We start from the raw sequence: 17,765 nt of genomic DNA on the forward strand, positions 1-17,765 counted from the left end.
GTCTCGCCCTGATCGGGACGGTGGCTAGAACATCGCGTCCGCGCGCATCGATACGCTGTCGTCGGGCAGGGCGGTCCACAGCGCATAGCCGTCTTCGGTGCGCGTCGCGTTCAGCGTCAGCGCGTTGCCGAGCAGCGCCGGCTGCACGCCGCGGTAATGGAACGCGCGCAACGGCCTGCCGGCGACGCGCTCCGCGTAACCGGCGAGCAGCGTCGCATTGAGCGGACCGTGAATCACGAGGTTCGGATAACCCTCGACGTCGCGGCAGTAGTCCTGGTCGTAATGGATGCGGTGGCCGTTGAAGGTCAGCGCGGAGTAGCGGAACAGCGTCGTCGACGTCGCGACGAACGTGTCTCGATGCTCGGGCGCACAGGGTGCAGCGGGTGCCGGGGCCGGTCGCGCAGCGCCGCCCGGCGACGCCTCCTTGTAGACGATGTCGTGCTCCTCGGCGATCGCGACCGCGCCGGCGTGCAGGATCTCGTGCAGCACCGTGACGAACACGAGTTCGCCCGAGCGCCCGTGCTTGTGCTCGACGGCGCGGATCGTCGAGCGCTTGGTCACATCGGCGCCAAGCGGCAGCGGCGCATGGAACCGCACGCGGCCGCCGGCCCACATGCGGTTCGGCAGCGGCACCGGCGGCAGGAACCCGCCGCGCCGCGGGTGGCCGTCGCGGCCGAGCTGCTCGGGCGGCAAGCCTTCGAGGAAGTACAGCCAGTGCCAGAGCGGCGGCAGCGGCGCGCCGGCCGTGAGTTGCGCCGGGTCGCTGCCGACTGTCGCGGCCATCAGCCGCGCGTGACGCACCGACAGCACGTCGCGGTCTTCGATGGAGCGGCCGAGCCACTCGCGCAAGGTCACGATATCGACGCCGCTCATGCCGTCACCTCCGCGCCGGGCGCGCCGCTTACGCTGACGAGCCCGCTTTCGCACTGCACGAGAAAGTCGTACGCCTTCAGCGCGCTCACGCCGTCGCCCGTCCGGTAGCCGGTGATGTCGCAGGTGATCAGCCGCGGATGGCGCGCGCGCAGCGCCGCGCTGTCGAAGCCCGCGCGGGTGAGCGCGCCGGGCGCGAGGTTCTGCACGAAGATGTCCGCGCCCGCGATCAGCCGGTCGAGCAGCGCGGCGTCGTCCGGCTGCTTGAAGTCGAGCACGACCGACTCCTTGCCGCGATTGGTCCACAGAAAGTACGACGATTGCCCGTTCGCGGCCGCGTCGTAGCCGCGCGCGAAATCGCCGTCCGGGCGCTCGATCTTGATCACGCGCGCGCCCATGTCCGCGAGGCGGCAGGTGCACAGCGGCGCGGCGAGCGCCTGCTCGATCGCGACGACGGTGAGGCCGGCGAGCGGCGGCGGGGACAGGGGGTGACCGGCTTGACTCATTCGCATCTCCAGAACAGTGCGGGATTGCACGCAGTATCGTCCCGCACCGATTCGGCATACATCGGGAAATTTCAAACGGACCGTTTGCCAAATCCGAATGCCGGCCGCACAATCGGCGCAGATCGTTCCGGACACGGCTCATGCGTTACGAATTGACGGATCTCGCGGTATTCCTGGCCGTCGCGGAAGAGGGCAACCTCACGCGCGGCGCCGAGCGGTGCCATCTCGCGCCGTCGTCGGTGAGCCTGCGCATCAAGGGGCTGGAGGAGGCGGTCGGCGCGCCGCTGCTCGAACGGCTGGCGCGGGGCGTTACGCCGACGCCCGCCGGGCGCATCGTGATGGAGCACGCGCGCCGCTGCCTCGCGCAGCTCGAGCAGATGAACGCGGATCTCGCGCCGTTCGCGCACGGGCTCGTCGGTCACGTGACGTGCTTCGCGAACAACAACGCGATCCATTCGCACCTGCCCGACGATCTCGGCCGCTTCTTCGCGCGCTACCCGAACGTGCGGATCTCGCTCGAGGAGCGCACGAGCCACGACATCGTTGCCGCCGTCGCCGCGGGCCGCGCCGATATCGGGGTGGTGGCGCTCGAAGCCGACCACCCGGACCTCGCGTTCCATCCGTACCGGCAGGACGAGCTCGTCGTCGTCGCGCCGCATGACAGCGATCTCGCGAAGCGCGCGGAGATCGCGTTCGCCGCGTGTCTCGGGCGGCCGTTCATCAGCCTGCAGACAGGCGCGGCGCTGCATACGTTCCTGATGGGGCATGCGGGCGCGCTCGGCGGGCTGCTGGACGTGCGGGTGCAGGTGTCGAGCTACGCGGCGATCGTGAAGCTCGTCGCGTCGGGGGCGGGAATCGGCGTCGTCGCACGTTCGGCGCTCGCCGACGGCACGCCCGCCAACGTCGCCGTGCTGACGCTGTCGGAGACGTGGGCGCGCCGCGAGCTGCGTGTGTGCGTGCCGCGCGTCGCGAGCACGCCGAATCCGTTTCGGGACCGGCTGCTGGAGACGTTGACGGCGCCGCAATCGGCGGCCGGAGGTGATGAGACGGGGGGCGGCAGCGCGCCGAGGTGAGGGGCGCGACATGCGCGTGAGGTGAACGCCGGCCGCATGCGCGGCCGGCGGCGACCCATGGGCCGAATGCGTGCGCGCTCAGCCCGACGGCGTGAACGCGACGCCATGAAACACCCGCACCGGATTACCGCGTTCCAGCGCGAAATGCTGCATGCGCCGCTGCTCGCGCGCGTGCCCGGCCTGGCGGTCGGCCTGCTCCTGCAGGCGCGCGTGCAGCAGTTGCAGCGCCAGCCGCTTGTTCGCGTGCTGGCTGCGTTCGCTTTCGACCCGGACCGACGTGCCGGTCGCGAGATGGGTCGCACGAATCGCCGAGCTGGTCTTGTTGACGTGCTGTCCGCCGGGGCCGCGCGCACGCATCGCTTCGAACTTCACTGCGCCGTCCGGCAACGGCGGCGCGTCGGCGCAGCGGGTGACGCCGACGAACCAGTTCTTGCGCGAATGACGCAACCGGTAAGGGCTCGCGCAGATCCACTGCAGCGTGCCGGTCCAGCGGTCCGCGAGCGCGGCGGCGCCGGCCCCGTCGAGATCCAGCAGCACGGAGCGCAGCGTGCCCGGGCGCTCGCCCGGCTGCACGTCGAGCACCGTCAGCGCGACGCGGCACGCGTCGGCTTCGACCTGCAGGCGCTGCAGCGCCTTCGCCGCGGCGAGCTGGCACTCCGCCGGGCCGTGTGACGAAGAAATCTGGAGCAGCATCAGCAACACTCCCCGGACGTCTTGTAGGTCAGCACCGGCGCGAGCCGCGCGAGCTTGCGCACCAGGCCCGCCGCTTCGAGCGCGTCCACGACGCTGTCGATCGGCTTGTACGCCTGCGGCGCCTCCTCATACAGCAGCTCGCGATTCTCGCAGACGACCTGGCTGCCGAGCCGCGTGCGGATCAGCTGCCACGGCGCGAAGCGCCGTTCGAGCCGGCCCTTGCAATCGGCGCGCGACCACTTGCGCCCGGCGCCGTGCGCGAGCGAAGCGAGGCTGGCCGCGTCGTCGCGCGGCAGCGGCTCGACGAGGTAGCTGTAGTCGCCGCGCGAGCCCGGGATCACGACCGGCCCCGCGTCGGCGGGCGTCGCACCCTTGCGATGCAGCCAGCCCGGCACGCCGTCGACGACGGCGCGGCTGACCAGGTTGTGATTCACATCGAGAATGCGCTGGCCGCTGCTGCGCCACCGCGCGAGCATGCGGCGCGCGATCAGCTCGCGATTGGCGACCGCGTAGCGCAGCGCTTCGTCGTGACGCTGCAGGTAGGCCGCGCACTCGGCACGCGTGTCGTCGAGGGCGTTGTAGCCGTGCGCGGCCATGTGCCGCTCGAGGATCGACTGGCCGAAGCCGCGCGAGCCGCTGTGCACGAGCAGTTGCAGCCGGCCGCGATCGAGGCCGAGCGCCTGCACGGCCTCGGCGTCGTACACGGTGTCGAGCTTCTGCAGTTCTGCGAAGTGATTGCCGCTGCCGATCGTGCCGAGCGACGCGGCGAACGCGTGGCCGGCCAGTCCGGCGTCGGCGATCGACGCTTGCCAGCTGTCGTCGAGACGCGCGTCGATCGAGCCGAGTTGCCCGACGAGCCGCACGGCGCTCGCGCGCCGCGCGTCGAGCGCGGTTTGCCACAGCGCCATGCCGCAGCCGATGTCGCCGCCGATCAGCGCCGGATACAGGCAGCCGGTCGAGAAGAACGCGGCGCCGACCGGGTAGCCGCGCCCGGGGTGAAGATCCGGCATGCCGGCGACGCGCCGCATGCCGGGAAGGGTGGCAGCGAGTTGCAGCTGCCGGATCGCCTCACCTTCGATCCAGGTGTCGGCGGATGCGCACAGCGTGACGCCGTCCGCCAGATATTGCAGGGAATTGCCCATGAAAAAATCCGTTCAATGCAGAAAGGGAACGGCGGGCCATGGCACGGGCAGCGCGCGCGAATGCACTGCCTGACATCGGATGTCGGGAGAACGGCAGACGGAATCGGGTCAGGACGACCCGCGGCATCGCCGGAACGACGATGCAATCGACTGCGCTGCGTGAACGTTGAAACCGTTGAAACGAACGGACGCGATGAACCCGAACTACGACCCGCGACGGGAGGAGAGCTGGCGTGACGTCATGATTTTTTTCTCCTTGCGGTGAGTGGGGGAATCGGAATGGCCGCGACTCTAGCATGCGGCGAACGGGCGTCGCAAGAGGGCGGCGCGGCGCTTAGGCGCGGATGCGACAGCGGCGGCGCGGGCTGAGCGTGCCGGTGTTCGCGAAGGGGGAGTGGCGTGCGTGTCGAGTTGGGCAAGATCGGGATGACCGCGGTCGGTCGGCATGACCGACCGCGGCATCGCGTACAGGCTTGCATGGGGTGCGTCTTGCACCGCGTGTCTGAAACGATCAGCTTGGCTTCACCTTCCAACGCGTGTTCGACGGCAGATCCTTCGCGGGCAGGGCAACGGCCACCAGCGTGAACGTCGGCTGGCCGGTCGTCGGGTTCGTCGGGATTCCGCCATGAATCTTGTCCAGCACGGTACTCAACTCTTCGTTGGTCCGCGCCAGATAGCCAACCCCGCCGAAACCTTCCGCGAGCTTCACGTAATCCCAGATCTTGCTTTGCGGCACGCTGGTGAGCGGGCTGAAATGCGGCGGCGGCGCGTCGGCGGCGAACGCATTGGCATTGATCAGCCATTGTTCGATTGCAAAGACCCCGTTGACCATCACGAATATGACGGAATCGAGCCCGAGCTGGGCGATCGTCCCCAGCGCATTGACCGACTCGGAGAACGCGCCGTCGCCGCAGACGCTGATTGCCCGCCGATGCGCGCGACCGACTTCCCTGTTCGCCAGCTTCGCGCCGTAGTTGGCGCCGACCGTGTAACCGATGGCGCCCCACGCGAGCTGCCCGATGTAACCGGATTCAGGCAGTTTCAGGTTGTTGAGGGAATAAAAGGTCAAGCCGGTGTCGGCCAGGACGACCGGGGCGTCGGCTTCCTGGTAGCGGTCCAGGAGCTGGTGCTGAAACAGCGACTTGAAACTGTCCCAGGTGACGCTTGCGGAACCGGCGTACTGGCCGGGCGCCGGGATGTCCCACGGCGTGCCTGACTCCAGCCCGGGGAATGGCCGCTGGAGCTGGCTGCCGAATTGTTCGACGCGCGCGATCAACGCATCCAGGAAGGCGCCCAGATCGACATTGCCCCAGTACCGATTCGTTCCCGCGACCCACGCGGCATCGGCCCGGGCCACCACCCGGACCGCCGACGGAAACGCGTCGTCGCCCGGGCCGGGCTGAAAATCGGCGGACGCGAGGCCGGCGAAGTTGAAATCCGTATCCCGCGAGCCGATCGCCAGGATCACGTCGGCCTTTTTGACCAGATCGGCCACATTGGGCTGCGAGTTGCGGCCGTTGTACACGCCGCTGAAACGGATGTCGTCGCGATATTCGCTGAGGATGGTCTTGCCCAGCAAATCGGATACATAAGGCGCCTCCAGCAGCTTCAGCAGCTCGACGAATTTCTGCTGCAGGCCGTAGCGGGCGATTTCGACGCCACCGAGCACCACCAGCCGCTTCGCCGCGCTCAGGTGATACATCGCCGCATCCACGGCCGCGGTCAGCACCTGTGTCGACTGTGGGCGAGGCGCCCGCCTGAGCGGCGTGTCGGGCACCGGCTCGCACGGGCATGCTTCGATCTGCAGCGCGATCTCGATATAGACGGGCTTGCTTTCGGTGATGCAGGCGACCAGCGCGGCATCGATGAGCGCAGGCGCGGTGGCGGGATTATCGATCCGCACGGCCATCGTCGTGATGCCCTGGAAGATCCTCAGGTCGGTGTGGCTGCCATCGACCATGTGGTGCCAGAGGATGCCCAGGTCGCGCTGCGCGTCGAACTGGGCGACCGACGGGCTGCCGTTGATCACCACGAGCGGCACCGACTCGACCAGCGCGCCCGCGACCGCCTGCGCGGCATTCAGGCTGCCGACGCCGTACGTGCACGCGATGCAGCCGACGCGCCCGTTGGCTGCGCGCCCGTACCCGTCGGCGGCGTAAGTCGCGCACATTTCATTGTTCGGATGCACCCGCACCAGGCCCGCGCTTATCTCGCTGTCGTCGAGCGTTTCGACCCATTCGGCGATGTAGTCGCCGGGGATGCTCATCACGTACTTGACCCCGATCTGCGCCAGCCGCTTGTTCAGATAGGACGAAACGGTTTCGGTCCTGCCGGCGCGGACGAGCAGGCGATTGCCGGTCGTCGCATCCTGCAGATCGTCCGGCGTACGAAATAGATTCCAATGCTGATCGTTGCTCAGAAACTGATCGATGCTCATCGTGGAGCTCCCTGGATTAGATCTGAATGCACGCCATGACCTGACCAACCGACAGGTACGGATAAAGCACGCTGTTGGGAATCAGGTTCCGGTCGCCGCCCTGCGCGACGTAGTTCGCAATACGCTGCTTCCGGTTGGCCTCGATCGTGGTGTCGACGTTGGCCAGGTCGTCGTGGTAGCGGTTCACGGCCTGGACCTGCTTCGGCTGCGTGAGCGGATCGTAGCCATAGAGTTTTTGCAGCGCATCCGGGCTGCCGTCACCCCAGATCAAATAGTCCACTTCCGGCGTGCCGGCCATCACGAAGCCGATCTGCGGAAGGATCGTGCTGGACGGGTTCGCCAGGTCCAATGGATCGGGCAACGAGCGGATCACCATTTCATCGGACACGTCCGGCCCGGTCGGCGGCGCCGCGTTCATCGCAAAGGCGCCGTTCGGGATGAAGCCGTAGCTGTCCAGCATGGCATTGTTGACCGCGGTGTGTTTGACGGTCGCGAGAAACAGCAGCGTGGCGAGCTGCTGTGAAAATCCGGGCTTCCCGGCGGTGTAGGAGAAATGCGTCAAGCCATCGTGATTGAATGCCTGCGTGATCGTGTCCATCCAGTTCGTGATCGCGCTGTCGGCAGCCAACGCCTCATCGGATGCGTACGTCGCGTTGACGATGGCGTCCGTGAACCGCCTGATCGCATCCCACCAGGGCGCCCCGTCGTCCCGGTACGGGAAGTCACCGTCGAAGTTCTCCTTGAACATGCCGCTGCGAGAGAGCACGCCCCAGAAATACTCGTTATTGAAGTTATACGCGCCGAGTGGCGTGCCGGGGGGGCTCGCAAAGAACGCCTTGATGATCTCGTAGACACCGATGCGCCCGCCGGGCAGGACGGCATCGCAGAACTGACCGAGGCCATAGATGCCGCGGTCGGCGCCGTCGCCGTGAAAGTTGTACACGGCATTGTTGATGTCGAAGACCTTCTTCAGGTGGGGCGCAACCAGCTTCACGATCGGATGATTCGGGTCGAGCTTGTTCTGCGCCAGCAGCTGTTGCGTCGCGATCGAAAAAATCATCACGATGCTGTGCGTGCTGAACAGATGCGTGCCGGCGAACCAGCACTGGGCGTCTGCGGAGGCGACATGCAATTTCGCCAGCAGCCACGCATTCGGGCCGTCGTCCGGCGTAAACCAATACCCGTGCGGCTGGAGCTGGATGGCTTGCGGCGTCAACGATCGGCCTGCGCCGTCGCGGGTATAGAACACGCGCGGGACCGCGAGATACTGGCCGTTGCGAACACGCTTTTTATCCACCAAGGGGCCGAGAATATCCCGGTAGGCGTCGCTCCAGAACAGATCGCCGTCATTGGCAAAGGTGCCGGCGTTGTGGGCCCGCTTGAGTGTTTCGAGCAGCTTCGGCAGGTCATGCGCGCCGGCGCCGTCGTCGAGTATGTCCTTCAACACGTTGTCCGGCTCGATGAACACCCGGATCATGTCGGGATTGGCGCCGCCCAGTCGCTGCCGCGCGAATTCCGCATCGTCGGCGACCCAGAAGGACGTCAGCCTGGCGATCTGCTCCTGGGTGAAGACGCTCGGGTCATACATGCCCAGACTGAACGCCTGGGCGATATGGTCCTTCGGATCCGGGCCGAGCTGATCGGGCGGCGGCCGGTGAGCAAGCGCGTACGCGGCTTCGCTGTCCTTCTGCGCGCCGCGCCGCTGCATCGCGTCGAGATCGTCGGGGGTCCAGCGCTGGCTCGGCGGCACCGCGTCGATGTTGTCGAGCCACGGCGTCGTGGTTTCGTCGAATACGCCTGCATCGGCATATTCGGGCGGACCGTACTCACGGTCGTGCAGCAACCACGCGAACACGAATCCGGGAATGGTCGAGGGCAGTTCCTCGAGCGCGGCTCGCTCGATCCCGCTACCGGTCAATCTCGCGAAATAGTTGTCCAGCGCTTCGATCGCGCTGGCGGGGGCGACCTCGTTTCTCAAATCGGTAAGCTTGTTCATGGCGGAAATCCTCATCGAAAGAGTGGAGCGTCCAGCGTGCGCGACCGTTCAGGCCGTTGCCGCCGCCTCGAACAGTTGATTGAAGAGCTCGATCGATCCCTCGAGGTGAGGAATCATCGTCGGGTTGATGATGCCGCCGCCCAACGCCTCTTCGAGCGTCGCCAGGTTTGCGTCGCTGGCGAGGCCCTCCAGGATCAACGCTTCCCACACCACCCGGTACGCGGAGTTGAACGAGCCGGCAATCCAGTAGTGCACCATGTCGAGATGCTCGCCGGCAAAGTTGAACCGCCCGTCCGGCGCTTGAGCGTTCTGAAAGAGTTCGCCGAACTGCGCGGCCTGGAAGAATTCGAAGCCGCCGCCGATGTACTGTTCCTTGTTCCACACGATTGCCGCACCGTGTCCGAGGTATTGTTCGCGTGCGACCTCGCCGTGAAGGTGGACGACCGAGCGCAATGCAGCATCCAGCATGTCCGCGTTGCTCAGGTGCGAGAACTTGTCGGCGTCGTTTTGCCAGCAATAGCTGCCCAACAGATAGGCGGGGCCGGGTTCGCCGATGCCGAACGACGGGTAGACGATGCTTCGCACCGGCAGGTCGGTGTCGCTTTGTCCGCCTTTCATGCCGTCGCTGTAAGGTCCCTTTTGTTCCCAGAAGCGCGTCTTGAACCCCAGCGCGATCTTGGTCGCGTTGGTCATCTTCAGCATGCGAATGGCTTCGTACTTGCTCGCGGCCCACGTCGACGGCGTGTCGAGGAAACGCAACGCACTGTTCGACAGCGTGACGAACACCCGGTCGAACGTCGCCGTATTCGACTGGGTGCCGTCTCCCTGGTCGTAATGGATGATCGCGCCGTCGGCGCTCTCCTCGAGCTTGGTGACACGGGTGCGCGTGTGAACGACGGCTGACGGCAGGCGATTGACCATTTCGTCGGTGATCCGGCTCGTGCCGCCGTCCATGGCGAACCAGTCCTGGGTCGAGATGAAGCTGAACTGGTCGAGCACCATCTCGGTCAACGAAAGGTCGAACATGCCGCTATAGGACAGCGCGGTTTCCAGGTAGTCGACGATCCGGGACGGATAGGGTGTCTTGCCGTCGCCTATTTCCTCGAGATAGGACCGGACGGAATAGCTGTCATAGGTCTTCATGTAGGCCCATGCGCTGTCGATTCCCTCGGACTCGAACTTGTCGACGAATACGTCGATCGCCGCATTCATCAAGGTCTGCGCCGGCTTCAGTTTCCCGAACTGCTTGAACGGGTCGTATTCCGGACCGGAAAACGTCGGATCGAAGCCCAGCGTGGAATTGTCGATCGCCGCGCGATTACGCGTGATCGGCGGCATGCCGTTGTAGCACAGCAGATTGCCGGAGCCCTGCAGCCGGGTCGCGTCATGCATGACGTAGGGAATCCTGGGGATCTGCTTTGCGCCTGAGGTCTGGCCGGCGGTCTCGTTCAGATAATCCCAGAAACTGAACAACCGCGACTGCATGAAATTTTGCGGGAAGCGCATGGCCCCCATTTCGGCGTATTGATGCGAGCCGGAGTCGAAGTAATGGGTGCGAACGCGTCCACCGGGCGTGGCGGCGGCTTCGAAAATCTCGAACTTGATGCCGAGTGCCTGAAGCAACAGCCCCGCATAGAGGCCGGCCATGCCGGCACCGACGATGCCGATCCTGACGTCGCCGGCGCTCCGTCGTTCGGCAAGCCGCGCCGATGCCGTTGCTCGAGCCGGCTTGCCGGCGCGCTGCTTCAAAAGATGCTCCCCCCACCGATCGAACATCGCCTTCCGGAAGGTTTCGCGGCGCAGCGCGGCGGCCTGGGAGACTGGGTCTGCATGCGTCATTTCATTCCTCGCTATTGTTGGATGATCAGGAACGTGTGGCAAATTGCATGGGCTGAGCGCAAATCAGGCAAAAGCCGGCAGTTCAATCCTGGCCGACGCCGGCTTGATATTTCCCTGCCCTGGGAAAGCTGCGAAACGATTCAGAAGATGCGGATGCTGTCGTAACGAGCGCAACGCGAGATGACGCGAAAAACCAATGCCAATATAGAAGTCTCCACGTCAAGCGCGTTCACTGTCTATTGAGTCTTTGATTCTCTTGAATCTGAAAGAAAAATCACCTTTCAATCCGGGCTCAAAGGCGCGGATCCGGGGTGATGGCATTGCGTGACGCGATATTGCGGATTAATTCTGTTTCTAAAATTTGCGCGCCCGTCACTAAACTTCGAGTGATTTAAAATTCAAGATATCACTGCGAATTCAATCGCTGCATGATAAATGTCAATGTTTTAACGAAGCATTCCCCGGGTCTTTGGTGAAGTGGACTTTGCTTATAATCGTTCGCGTCATTAAACACGCGAGATGCAGGGCTTTCAAGTAGTCGTAAACCCTTGAGCATGGAATTTAAAAAATGCTCCAGTTTGTTTGAAAATTCATCAATATCGATTATCGGTGAAAACCCGGCAAGGTCGCTGCGAACGGCGCGCGGATGGGGCCTGCTTGCGTGATTCGAAGCAAGCCGTCTCACGCGCATCGACCGGCATCAATGGCCGCGATAGAGGGCGTTGCGGCTGTCCGCGATCAAGGGGCGGCCGGATTCGGTCGCGGCGCGGGCGTCGCTGCCGAAATCCGTCGCGGTGGAACCCTGCGCTGCGGTTGCACGGCTTTGTGTGACCGGCTGCGCGTTGACTCGCCGAAGCGCGGATTGAACATCGTCCGGATAGGGCGTTTGGGCCAGGGTCGGGTGGTATCCGACGGCCGCGAGGCGGGCGAGTTCCGCCTTGACCTCGGCGCGAGACAGCGCGTGATCGGCCTGCTGGGCGAACGAGAGAACGGGCGCTGCAAGCGCCAGCGCGGCGACAGTCGAGAAGACGAACGATTTCATGATGGGCACCGGTGTCGGTTGAGTCGGGGGCAATGACATCGACGTCGATGTCGCTGCGAATGGTGCCAATATAGGATTCACGTCGCCGCGGAAAAACCGGCTCTGCGCGAATTGAAATTTGATCTTTATTCAAGAGTCGGGCGCCGCCGACCACGCGCCAGCAACGACAACCCTGTCGGGCGCATGAGACCTTCGGCGACTCAAGTGTGTCGCATCGGGTCTTGGACACCCCTGTGCGGGCTACGTAGACTCGGCCCACGTTTTGTCACGCTTGGAGAAATTCATGAGTTTCAAAGGCAGGCTGTCCGCCGGCAACGCCTTGGGTTTCGGCGCCGCGCCGCTCGGCAACATGTACCGCAACATTCCCGACGAGGAAGCCGCGGCCACCATCGAAGCCGCCTGGCAGCACGGCATTCGCCTGTTCGACACGGCGCCGTCCTATGGCGCCGGTCTGGCCGAGCTGCGCCTCGGCGAAGCGCTGGCCGGCCGTTCGCGCGACGACTACGTGATCAGCACGAAAGTCGGCCGGCTTGTCCTCGACGAGCTCGAAGACGCGAAGGTGCGCGACTACGGCGAGAAAAGCGGGATCTTCGAGCATGGCCGGCCCAATCGACTCGTCAGCGACTACTCGGCCGATGCGACCCTGCGCTCGATCGAGGACAGCCTGAAGCGCCTGCGCACCGACCGCCTTGACATCGTCTGGGTGCATGACGTCGCGCAGGACATCTACGGCGACGAATGGCTCGCGCAGTTCGAAGTCGCGCGCAAGGGCGCGTTCCGCGTGCTGACGCGGCTGCGTGAAGAAGGGGTGATCAAGGCGTGGGGCCTCGGCGTGAATCGCGTCGAGCCGTGCGAGCTGACCCTGGATCTCGCCGAGGCGAAGCCGGACGGTTTCCTGCTGGCCGGGCGCTATACGCTGCTCGACCACGAGCGCGCGCTGCAGCGCCTGATGCCGGCGGCCGCGGCCAACGAAGTCGGAATCGTCGTTGGCGGTCCTTACAGTTCCGGTGTGCTCGCAGGCGGCACGCATTTCGAGTATCGGAAGGCCCCGGCCGAGATCCTGGCCAAGGTCGACCGGATCAAGGCGATCGCCGAGCGTCATGGCGTGCCGGTCAAGGCGGCCGCGCTGCAATTCGTGCTCGCGCATCCGGCGACCGCAGCCGTCATTCCGGGCGCGAGCCGTCCGGAGCGGATCGCGGAAGACCAGGCCGCGCTGAAGGCGGACGTTCCGGCCGACTTCTGGCACGAGATGCGCGAGCAGGGGCTCGTCGCGACCGATGCGCCGCTGCCGATCGATCGCTAAGCCCGACGCGATGAAACCGCACCGGCATTCGCAATGCATTGCGATGCCGGTGCGGTCAATCCGCGCTCGCGTCCCCGGTCGACTCGCGCCGGACGAGTTGGATCGGCAACACGTCACGTGACGGCGATCCCAGCCGTAGGGCGCCAGAGCAAGTGCGACTGACGCCAAAGTTGTGCGACTGGGCGACGGAGTTGGTGCGACTGGCCTACGTTGTTACGAATGCTCGTCCCGACGATTGTCCTGGTGCCGGTATGACAGCGAACTGGGAGCGTCAGCCTGGGGGTTGATGTCCGCACTTCCGTGCATCGGGTTGGCGCCTGAGCAAACCCGCCCCGTATCATCGGTCTGGATGCGGCCACTTCCGGACCTTCGCTCCTAGCGCTCAGACGTCCGTTATGCGGCGCACGGCGGACAACCCCCGATTGTTGCTGTACTTGCCGGTATCCGCAGTCCGTCCGGGCGCGTGAGGCGGTGCCGACGGAGCGCCAGCTCGACCATCCGACGATCTGGTAAATTGATCTGAATCTTCGACAGCCAGATGAGCGAATCTTGAAACCACACGACCAGAACTCGAATAATCTAATTTACGCACAGGATGGCCCGATAGCACATGGCCCCGAGTTGCAGGGCCGCCTTCAGCCGTTCACCGTTCCATTCTTCAGGTTCAAGAACGCCCCCGAGCCTGAGGATTGTGGATCGGGAGTGCTGGTGAAAATTGGGGGATTTTTCTTCGTGCTGACGGCTGGACATTGCGTGAGCGGCACCTTTGCGTCAATTGCGTTGGGCGTGCGCGATTATCCCCATCGGTTCAAATTCGAGCCGCTCAGATCTGGCTACATATGTTCCGGAGGCCGTGATTTTGGCTACTACGAGGTCTCCAAAGATACAGTTTCCTCTATCGAGGCGGGTAACCGGATTTTCCTGAGCGAACGGTCTATTGAAGTTCTTTCCGCGTCTGAACATGAAGCGAAGCGCGATTTTCTTGCACTTGCGGGATATCCACTGCAACTGATGCAAAATCCGGGCGGCGGTACCGGGGCCGCACTTCTAGTGTATTCAACGACGATGGCCGGCGGTGAACACGCGCCGGCCAGTAACTTGACGCTCGCTGTGCGGGGCGCTCATCTTGAGATTCACGTCTGGATTCCGCAGCAGGACAACGTGCATACCCTCGCGAACGATCCGACACCAGTGACACTATGCACATTCCGTGGCGCGAGCGGGGGCGGTTGGTGGAGTACGCATATGAACCGTCCTGCATGGAAGTCAACCGACGTAAAGCTCATCGGTACACACGTCGGATCGGGCAATGAAATAGAGACTCAAGACGGGCTGCGGCACAGGTTCTCGCGCGTGTCTTTAGTTGGAAATCACTTGGCGCTCATCGCCCGCGATTATCCCGCGCTTCGCAATCACATAAACACCACTTGGCCGACTGTCGAACAGTACGGTGTCGATTCGTAAGGGTACCTATAGCGGTCGATTCGCGAATTCGACGTAACGTCGGCTTAGGGTCGGCTACGGCCAATCGCGTCCGGCGAATTGCGACTACTTTGGCGCGAGAGTAGGCCAGTCGCACGAACTCTGACGCACCCGCCCGGGCACATATGGCGCGACTGCATATCAGTCGTTGATTTTCAGCGTGCACCGTTGCAATTGCCCTGGCCCCCTACGCATGCTGTGTTCGTGGAAAAACGGCGGCCGCCCGGGCTTGACGGAGCGGCGCGCGGAGAAGGGCAGCCCGTCGTGCGGGCAACCCGACATTCGACAAGCGCACGCGGCGGATGGGCCGCGCCGCTCGTCGGGATGGCTCGGCACCGGTTGCCGAGCCGCCCGTTACCGGATCGCGACCGGGTTGATGTTGACCTGCGTCGAGCCGATGTACAGCGGCTGGCCCAGCACGAACAGGAATTCCCATGCCTTGTCGCGCACGAGCGCGCGGCTGTCGATCAGCTCCAGGTTGTAGATGCCGCGCTTCGCGAGCATGTACTGGTTGATCGGGAATTCCTCCTGGGTGCCCGGGTTCGGATAGACCTCGGACGCCCAGGTGTCGCCGCCGAACGCGACGATACCCTGGTCGGCCAGCCACTTCGCGGCTTCCATGCCGATGCCCGGCTCGACTTCCAGGAACTGCTTGTTGTCCTTGCCGATCAGCTCCAGCCAGCCGGTGTTGAACAGCACCACGTCACCCTTGCGCAGGGTCACGCCTTCCTTCTTGAGCACGGCCTTGATGTCGGCCACGGTGAACTCGGTGCCGCCCGGGACGATCGGCTTGCCGTAGTACGCGGTCATGTCGAGCACGACGCCGCGCGTGACGATCGGCGGCACCTTCTCGACGCCGAGCTTCTTCACGCCGTCGACGGTGACGAAGTCGGCCGCCTTGTTGCCGTTGTAGTAGACGTTGTCGATGCCGATGTGGCCGATGCCGTTGAGCTGCGTGCCGACGCCGGTCCACGCGTTGACGAGCTCGTCGTTGAACGTGAACTTGTTCGGGCCGAGGCTCTTGCCGGCCTGCTGGCCGACCTGCACGTTGTACAGGCGGAAGCTGCGGTGGCGGAACGCCGGCAGGTTCTTGTCCACCGGCACGGCCAGCGGGTAGGTCTTGCCGGCCTTCACGAGGCCGACGGCCTGCCTGATGACGTCGGGCGTCAGCAGGTTGGCCGCGCCGATCTCGTCGTTCGGGCCGTAGACGGACGGATACCAGTCCGCCGCATGCGCCGCCTGCGAGGCGGCGAACGGCAGCAGCGCGGCGAGCGCGAGTTTCGCGAGCGTCTTCTTCATCTTGATGGGTCTCCGGTTTCGGTCAGGCGGCGGATTCGGCCAGCGTCGGGTAGTCGGTCAGGCCGCGTGCATCGCCACCGAACAGCGTGTTGCGGTCGTGCGGGGCGAGCCTGGCGCCGACGCGCAGGCGCTCGGGCAGGTCGGGGTTCGCGACGAACGGGCGGCCGAACGCGACCAGGTCGGCCCAGCCGGCGGCGATCGCTTCGCGCGCGCGTTCCGCGGTGTACGCGCCCGCGTAGATCAGCACGCCGGGGTAGGTGGCGCGCAGCTTCTGCTTGAATTCCACCGGCATCAGCGGCGCATCGTCCCAGTCCGCTTCCGCGATGTGCAGGTAGCCGACGCCGAGATCGGCAAGCAGTTTCGCGGCGGCGAGATACGTGGTTTCCGGATCGTCGTCGACGCAGCCGTTCAGCGTGGTCAGCGGCGCGAGGCGGATGCCGACGCGCGACGCGTCGCCTGTGCCTTCGATCAGCGCCTGCGCGACTTCGCCGAGGAAACGCAGCCGGTTCTCGAGCGAGCCGCCGTATGCATCGGTGCGCGTGTTGGCGTTCGAGTCGATGAACTGGTTGACGAGATAGCCGTTCGCGCCGTGCAGCTCGACGCCGTCGAAGCCCGCGTCGATCGCGTTGCGGGCGGCGGCGCGATACTGGTCGACGATTTCGCGGATTTCCTCGACCGACAGCGCGCGCGGCTCGGAGGCCTGCACGAAGCCGGGCGTGCTGCCGTCCTCGCCTGCAACGAACACGTTCACGCCCGTCGCCTGCAGCGGCGACGACGACACCGGCTGCTGGCCGCCGAGCAGGCTCGTGTGGCTCAGCCGGCCGACGTGCCAGAGTTGCGCGAAGATGCGGCCGTCGGCGGCGTGCACGGCGTCGGTCACCTTGCGCCAGCCGGCGACGTGCTCGGGCGTGTGAATGCCGGGCGTCCACGCGTAGCCCTTGCCGAGCGGCGCGATGTAGGTGCCTTCGCCGACGATCAGGCCGGCGCTCGCGCGCTGCGCGTAATACGCGGCCATCAGGTCGTTGGCGACGTCGCCGGGCTGGCTCGCGCGCGAGCGGGTCATCGGCGGCATCACGATGCGGTTCGGCAGCGTCAGCGCGCCGAGTCGCAGCGGTTGAAACAAGGGATCCTGGGTCATGATGGGTGTCCTGTCAGGCCCGCGGCCTGCGGGCCGCGGACGGGTCTAAGAAAGTGCCGGGGCGATCAGTCCCACTTCGGCGCGAGGCCGGCGGGGTCGACTTCGCGGCCGTTGCGCTCGAGCGCGGCGATCTGCGCCATGTCTTCGTCGGTCAGGCGCAGCGTCTGCGCGAGCAGGTTGCTCGACAGGTTCTCGCGCTTCGTCGACGACGGGATCACCGAGTAGCCGAGCTGCAGCGCCCATGCGAGCGCGACTTGAGCCGGCGTGGCCTGGTGTTTCTGCGCGATCGCGCCGATCACCGCGTTGCCGAGCACCTTGCCGTACGCGAGCGTCATGTACGACGTGACGTGGATGTCTTCGCCCTGCAGGAACTCGACCAGCTTGCGGTTCTGCAGGTACGGGCTCAGCTCGATCTGGTTGGTCGCGATCTCGCCCTTGCCGACGGCGGCGATCGCCTGCTTCGTCAGTTCGATGTTGAAGTTCGAGATGCCGATCTGGCGCGTCAGGCCCTTCGCCTTCGCGTCGGCGAGCGCGGTCATGAACTCTTCGATCGACACGCCGTTGCCGGGCGCCGGCCAGTGGATCAGCGTCAGGTCGACGTAGTCGGTGCGCAGCTTCTCGAGGCTTTCCTGCAGGCTCGGCACCAGCTTGTCCTTCGCATAGTTGTCGACCCAGATCTTCGTCGTCAGGAACAGCTCGTCGCGGCGCACGCCGGAAGCGGCGATCGCTTCGCCCACTTGCGCTTCGTTGCCGTAGATCTGCGCGGTGTCGATCGTGCGGTAGCCGAGCTCGAGGCCGTTACGGACCGAATCGATGACGACCTGGTCTTGCAGGCGGAAGGTGCCGAGGCCGAAAGCGGGAATCTTGCTCATGTTGTGCTCCTTGGAGTGAATGCGGACCGGGTTGGTCTGAGAGGCATTCTGGCGCTTGCCACTGATGAAATAA

General features: G+C 65.0%; 14 protein-coding genes. 3 read left to right on the forward strand and 11 right to left on the reverse strand.

Annotated features, from left to right (window positions below):
• Positions 1 to 24 precede the first annotated feature (24 nt).
• Both B7P44_RS08870 and B7P44_RS08875 read right to left on the reverse strand, forming a co-directional pair.
• Positions 25 to 873, reverse strand: coding sequence for an HTD2 family dehydratase (locus tag B7P44_RS08870; RefSeq protein WP_084902965.1), 849 nt, complete (start codon positions 871 to 873; stop codon positions 25 to 27).
• Entirely contained in the window at positions 870 to 1,376 is a 507-nt protein-coding gene (locus B7P44_RS08875; protein ID WP_084902968.1) for a CoA transferase, read from the reverse strand. Before B7P44_RS08875 ends, B7P44_RS08870 begins: the two co-directional genes overlap by 4 nt.
• Before the next feature lie 140 nt (positions 1,377 to 1,516).
• Here B7P44_RS08875 and B7P44_RS08880 point away from each other — a divergent pair, with 140 nt between their 5' ends.
• The gene (locus B7P44_RS08880; RefSeq protein WP_084902971.1) at positions 1,517 to 2,449 is read left to right on the forward strand and encodes a LysR family transcriptional regulator; all 933 of its coding nucleotides are present in this window, start codon (positions 1,517 to 1,519) and stop codon (positions 2,447 to 2,449) included.
• A 78-nt stretch (positions 2,450 to 2,527) separates the two neighbouring features.
• On the opposite strand, the gene prfH is transcribed toward B7P44_RS08880, so the two are convergent.
• From prfH to B7P44_RS08910, 6 genes are all read right to left on the reverse strand, one after another.
• On the reverse strand, positions 2,528 to 3,142 hold the full coding sequence (gene prfH / locus B7P44_RS08885; protein ID WP_084906546.1) for a peptide chain release factor H: 615 nt from the start codon (positions 3,140 to 3,142) through the stop codon (positions 2,528 to 2,530).
• Entirely contained in the window at positions 3,142 to 4,284 is a 1,143-nt protein-coding gene (locus B7P44_RS08890) for an RNA ligase RtcB family protein (protein ID WP_084902973.1), read from the reverse strand. Before B7P44_RS08890 ends, prfH begins: the two co-directional genes overlap by 1 nt.
• A 511-nt stretch (positions 4,285 to 4,795) precedes the next feature.
• A complete protein-coding gene (locus B7P44_RS08895; RefSeq protein WP_084902976.1) occupies positions 4,796 to 6,721 on the reverse strand; it encodes a thiamine pyrophosphate-binding protein in 1,926 nt (641 codons plus the stop codon).
• Between the two features lie 16 nt (positions 6,722 to 6,737).
• The gene (locus B7P44_RS08900; RefSeq protein WP_162296961.1) at positions 6,738 to 8,717 is read right to left on the reverse strand and encodes a lipoxygenase family protein; all 1,980 of its coding nucleotides are present in this window, start codon (positions 8,715 to 8,717) and stop codon (positions 6,738 to 6,740) included.
• Positions 8,718 to 8,765: 48 nt separating this feature from the next.
• Complete coding sequence (locus B7P44_RS08905) at positions 8,766 to 10,556, reverse strand: flavin monoamine oxidase family protein (RefSeq protein ID WP_084902980.1); 1,791 nt, start codon at positions 10,554 to 10,556, stop codon at positions 8,766 to 8,768.
• Between the two features lie 700 nt (positions 10,557 to 11,256).
• Positions 11,257 to 11,598: a DUF4148 domain-containing protein gene (locus tag B7P44_RS08910; RefSeq protein ID WP_084902983.1), complete on the reverse strand. Its 342-nt coding sequence runs from the start codon at positions 11,596 to 11,598 to the stop codon at positions 11,257 to 11,259.
• A 283-nt stretch (positions 11,599 to 11,881) separates the two neighbouring features.
• Between B7P44_RS08910 and B7P44_RS08915 the strand changes: the two genes are divergently transcribed.
• Together B7P44_RS08915 and B7P44_RS36220 are read left to right on the forward strand one after the other, a co-directional pair.
• Positions 11,882 to 12,901 carry an aldo/keto reductase gene (locus B7P44_RS08915; RefSeq protein ID WP_084902985.1) on the forward strand — a complete coding sequence of 340 codons (1,020 nt, stop codon included), beginning with the start codon at positions 11,882 to 11,884 and terminating at the stop codon, positions 12,899 to 12,901.
• 549 nt (positions 12,902 to 13,450) lie between these two features.
• A complete protein-coding gene (locus tag B7P44_RS36220; RefSeq protein ID WP_133118119.1) occupies positions 13,451 to 14,365 on the forward strand; it encodes a hypothetical protein in 915 nt (304 codons plus the stop codon).
• A 372-nt stretch (positions 14,366 to 14,737) separates the two neighbouring features.
• Here B7P44_RS36220 and B7P44_RS08920 read toward each other — a convergent pair whose 3' ends face one another.
• From B7P44_RS08920 to dkgB, 3 genes are all read right to left on the reverse strand, one after another.
• Positions 14,738 to 15,682: a cyclase family protein gene (locus B7P44_RS08920; protein WP_084902988.1), complete on the reverse strand. Its 945-nt coding sequence runs from the start codon at positions 15,680 to 15,682 to the stop codon at positions 14,738 to 14,740.
• Positions 15,683 to 15,704: 22 nt separating this feature from the next.
• Complete coding sequence (locus B7P44_RS08925) at positions 15,705 to 16,820, reverse strand: alkene reductase (protein ID WP_084902990.1); 1,116 nt, start codon at positions 16,818 to 16,820, stop codon at positions 15,705 to 15,707.
• Positions 16,821 to 16,885: 65 nt separating this feature from the next.
• On the reverse strand, positions 16,886 to 17,692 hold the full coding sequence (gene dkgB / locus B7P44_RS08930) for a 2,5-didehydrogluconate reductase DkgB (protein WP_084902993.1): 807 nt from the start codon (positions 17,690 to 17,692) through the stop codon (positions 16,886 to 16,888).
• Positions 17,693 to 17,765: the final 73 nt, after the last annotated feature.

This window comes from Burkholderia ubonensis subsp. mesacidophila, assembly GCF_002097715.1.
GTDB classification, from domain to species: Bacteria; Pseudomonadota; Gammaproteobacteria; order Burkholderiales; family Burkholderiaceae; genus Burkholderia; species Burkholderia mesacidophila.

Bases quoted from the DNA above. Each gene is read 5' to 3' on its own strand.
- B7P44_RS08870 (WP_084902965.1), bottom strand. From the start codon at position 873: ATGAGCGGCGTCGATATCGTGACCTTGCGCGAGTGGCTCGGCCGCTCC.
- B7P44_RS08875 (WP_084902968.1), bottom strand. From the start codon at position 1,376: ATGAGTCAAGCCGGTCACCCCCTGTCCCCGCCGCCGCTCGCCGGCCTC.
- B7P44_RS08880 (WP_084902971.1), top strand. From the start codon at position 1,517: ATGCGTTACGAATTGACGGATCTCGCGGTATTCCTGGCCGTCGCGGAA.
- prfH (WP_084906546.1), bottom strand. From the start codon at position 3,142: ATGCTGCTCCAGATTTCTTCGTCACACGGCCCGGCGGAGTGCCAGCTC.
- B7P44_RS08890 (WP_084902973.1), bottom strand. From the start codon at position 4,284: ATGGGCAATTCCCTGCAATATCTGGCGGACGGCGTCACGCTGTGCGCA.
- B7P44_RS08895 (WP_084902976.1), bottom strand. From the start codon at position 6,721: ATGAGCATCGATCAGTTTCTGAGCAACGATCAGCATTGGAATCTATTT.
- B7P44_RS08900 (WP_162296961.1), bottom strand. From the start codon at position 8,717: ATGAACAAGCTTACCGATTTGAGAAACGAGGTCGCCCCCGCCAGCGCG.
- B7P44_RS08905 (WP_084902980.1), bottom strand. From the start codon at position 10,556: ATGACGCATGCAGACCCAGTCTCCCAGGCCGCCGCGCTGCGCCGCGAA.
- B7P44_RS08910 (WP_084902983.1), bottom strand. From the start codon at position 11,598: ATGAAATCGTTCGTCTTCTCGACTGTCGCCGCGCTGGCGCTTGCAGCG.
- B7P44_RS08915 (WP_084902985.1), top strand. From the start codon at position 11,882: ATGAGTTTCAAAGGCAGGCTGTCCGCCGGCAACGCCTTGGGTTTCGGC.
- B7P44_RS08920 (WP_084902988.1), bottom strand. From the start codon at position 15,682: ATGAAGAAGACGCTCGCGAAACTCGCGCTCGCCGCGCTGCTGCCGTTC.
- B7P44_RS08925 (WP_084902990.1), bottom strand. From the start codon at position 16,820: ATGACCCAGGATCCCTTGTTTCAACCGCTGCGACTCGGCGCGCTGACG.
- dkgB (WP_084902993.1), bottom strand. From the start codon at position 17,692: ATGAGCAAGATTCCCGCTTTCGGCCTCGGCACCTTCCGCCTGCAAGAC.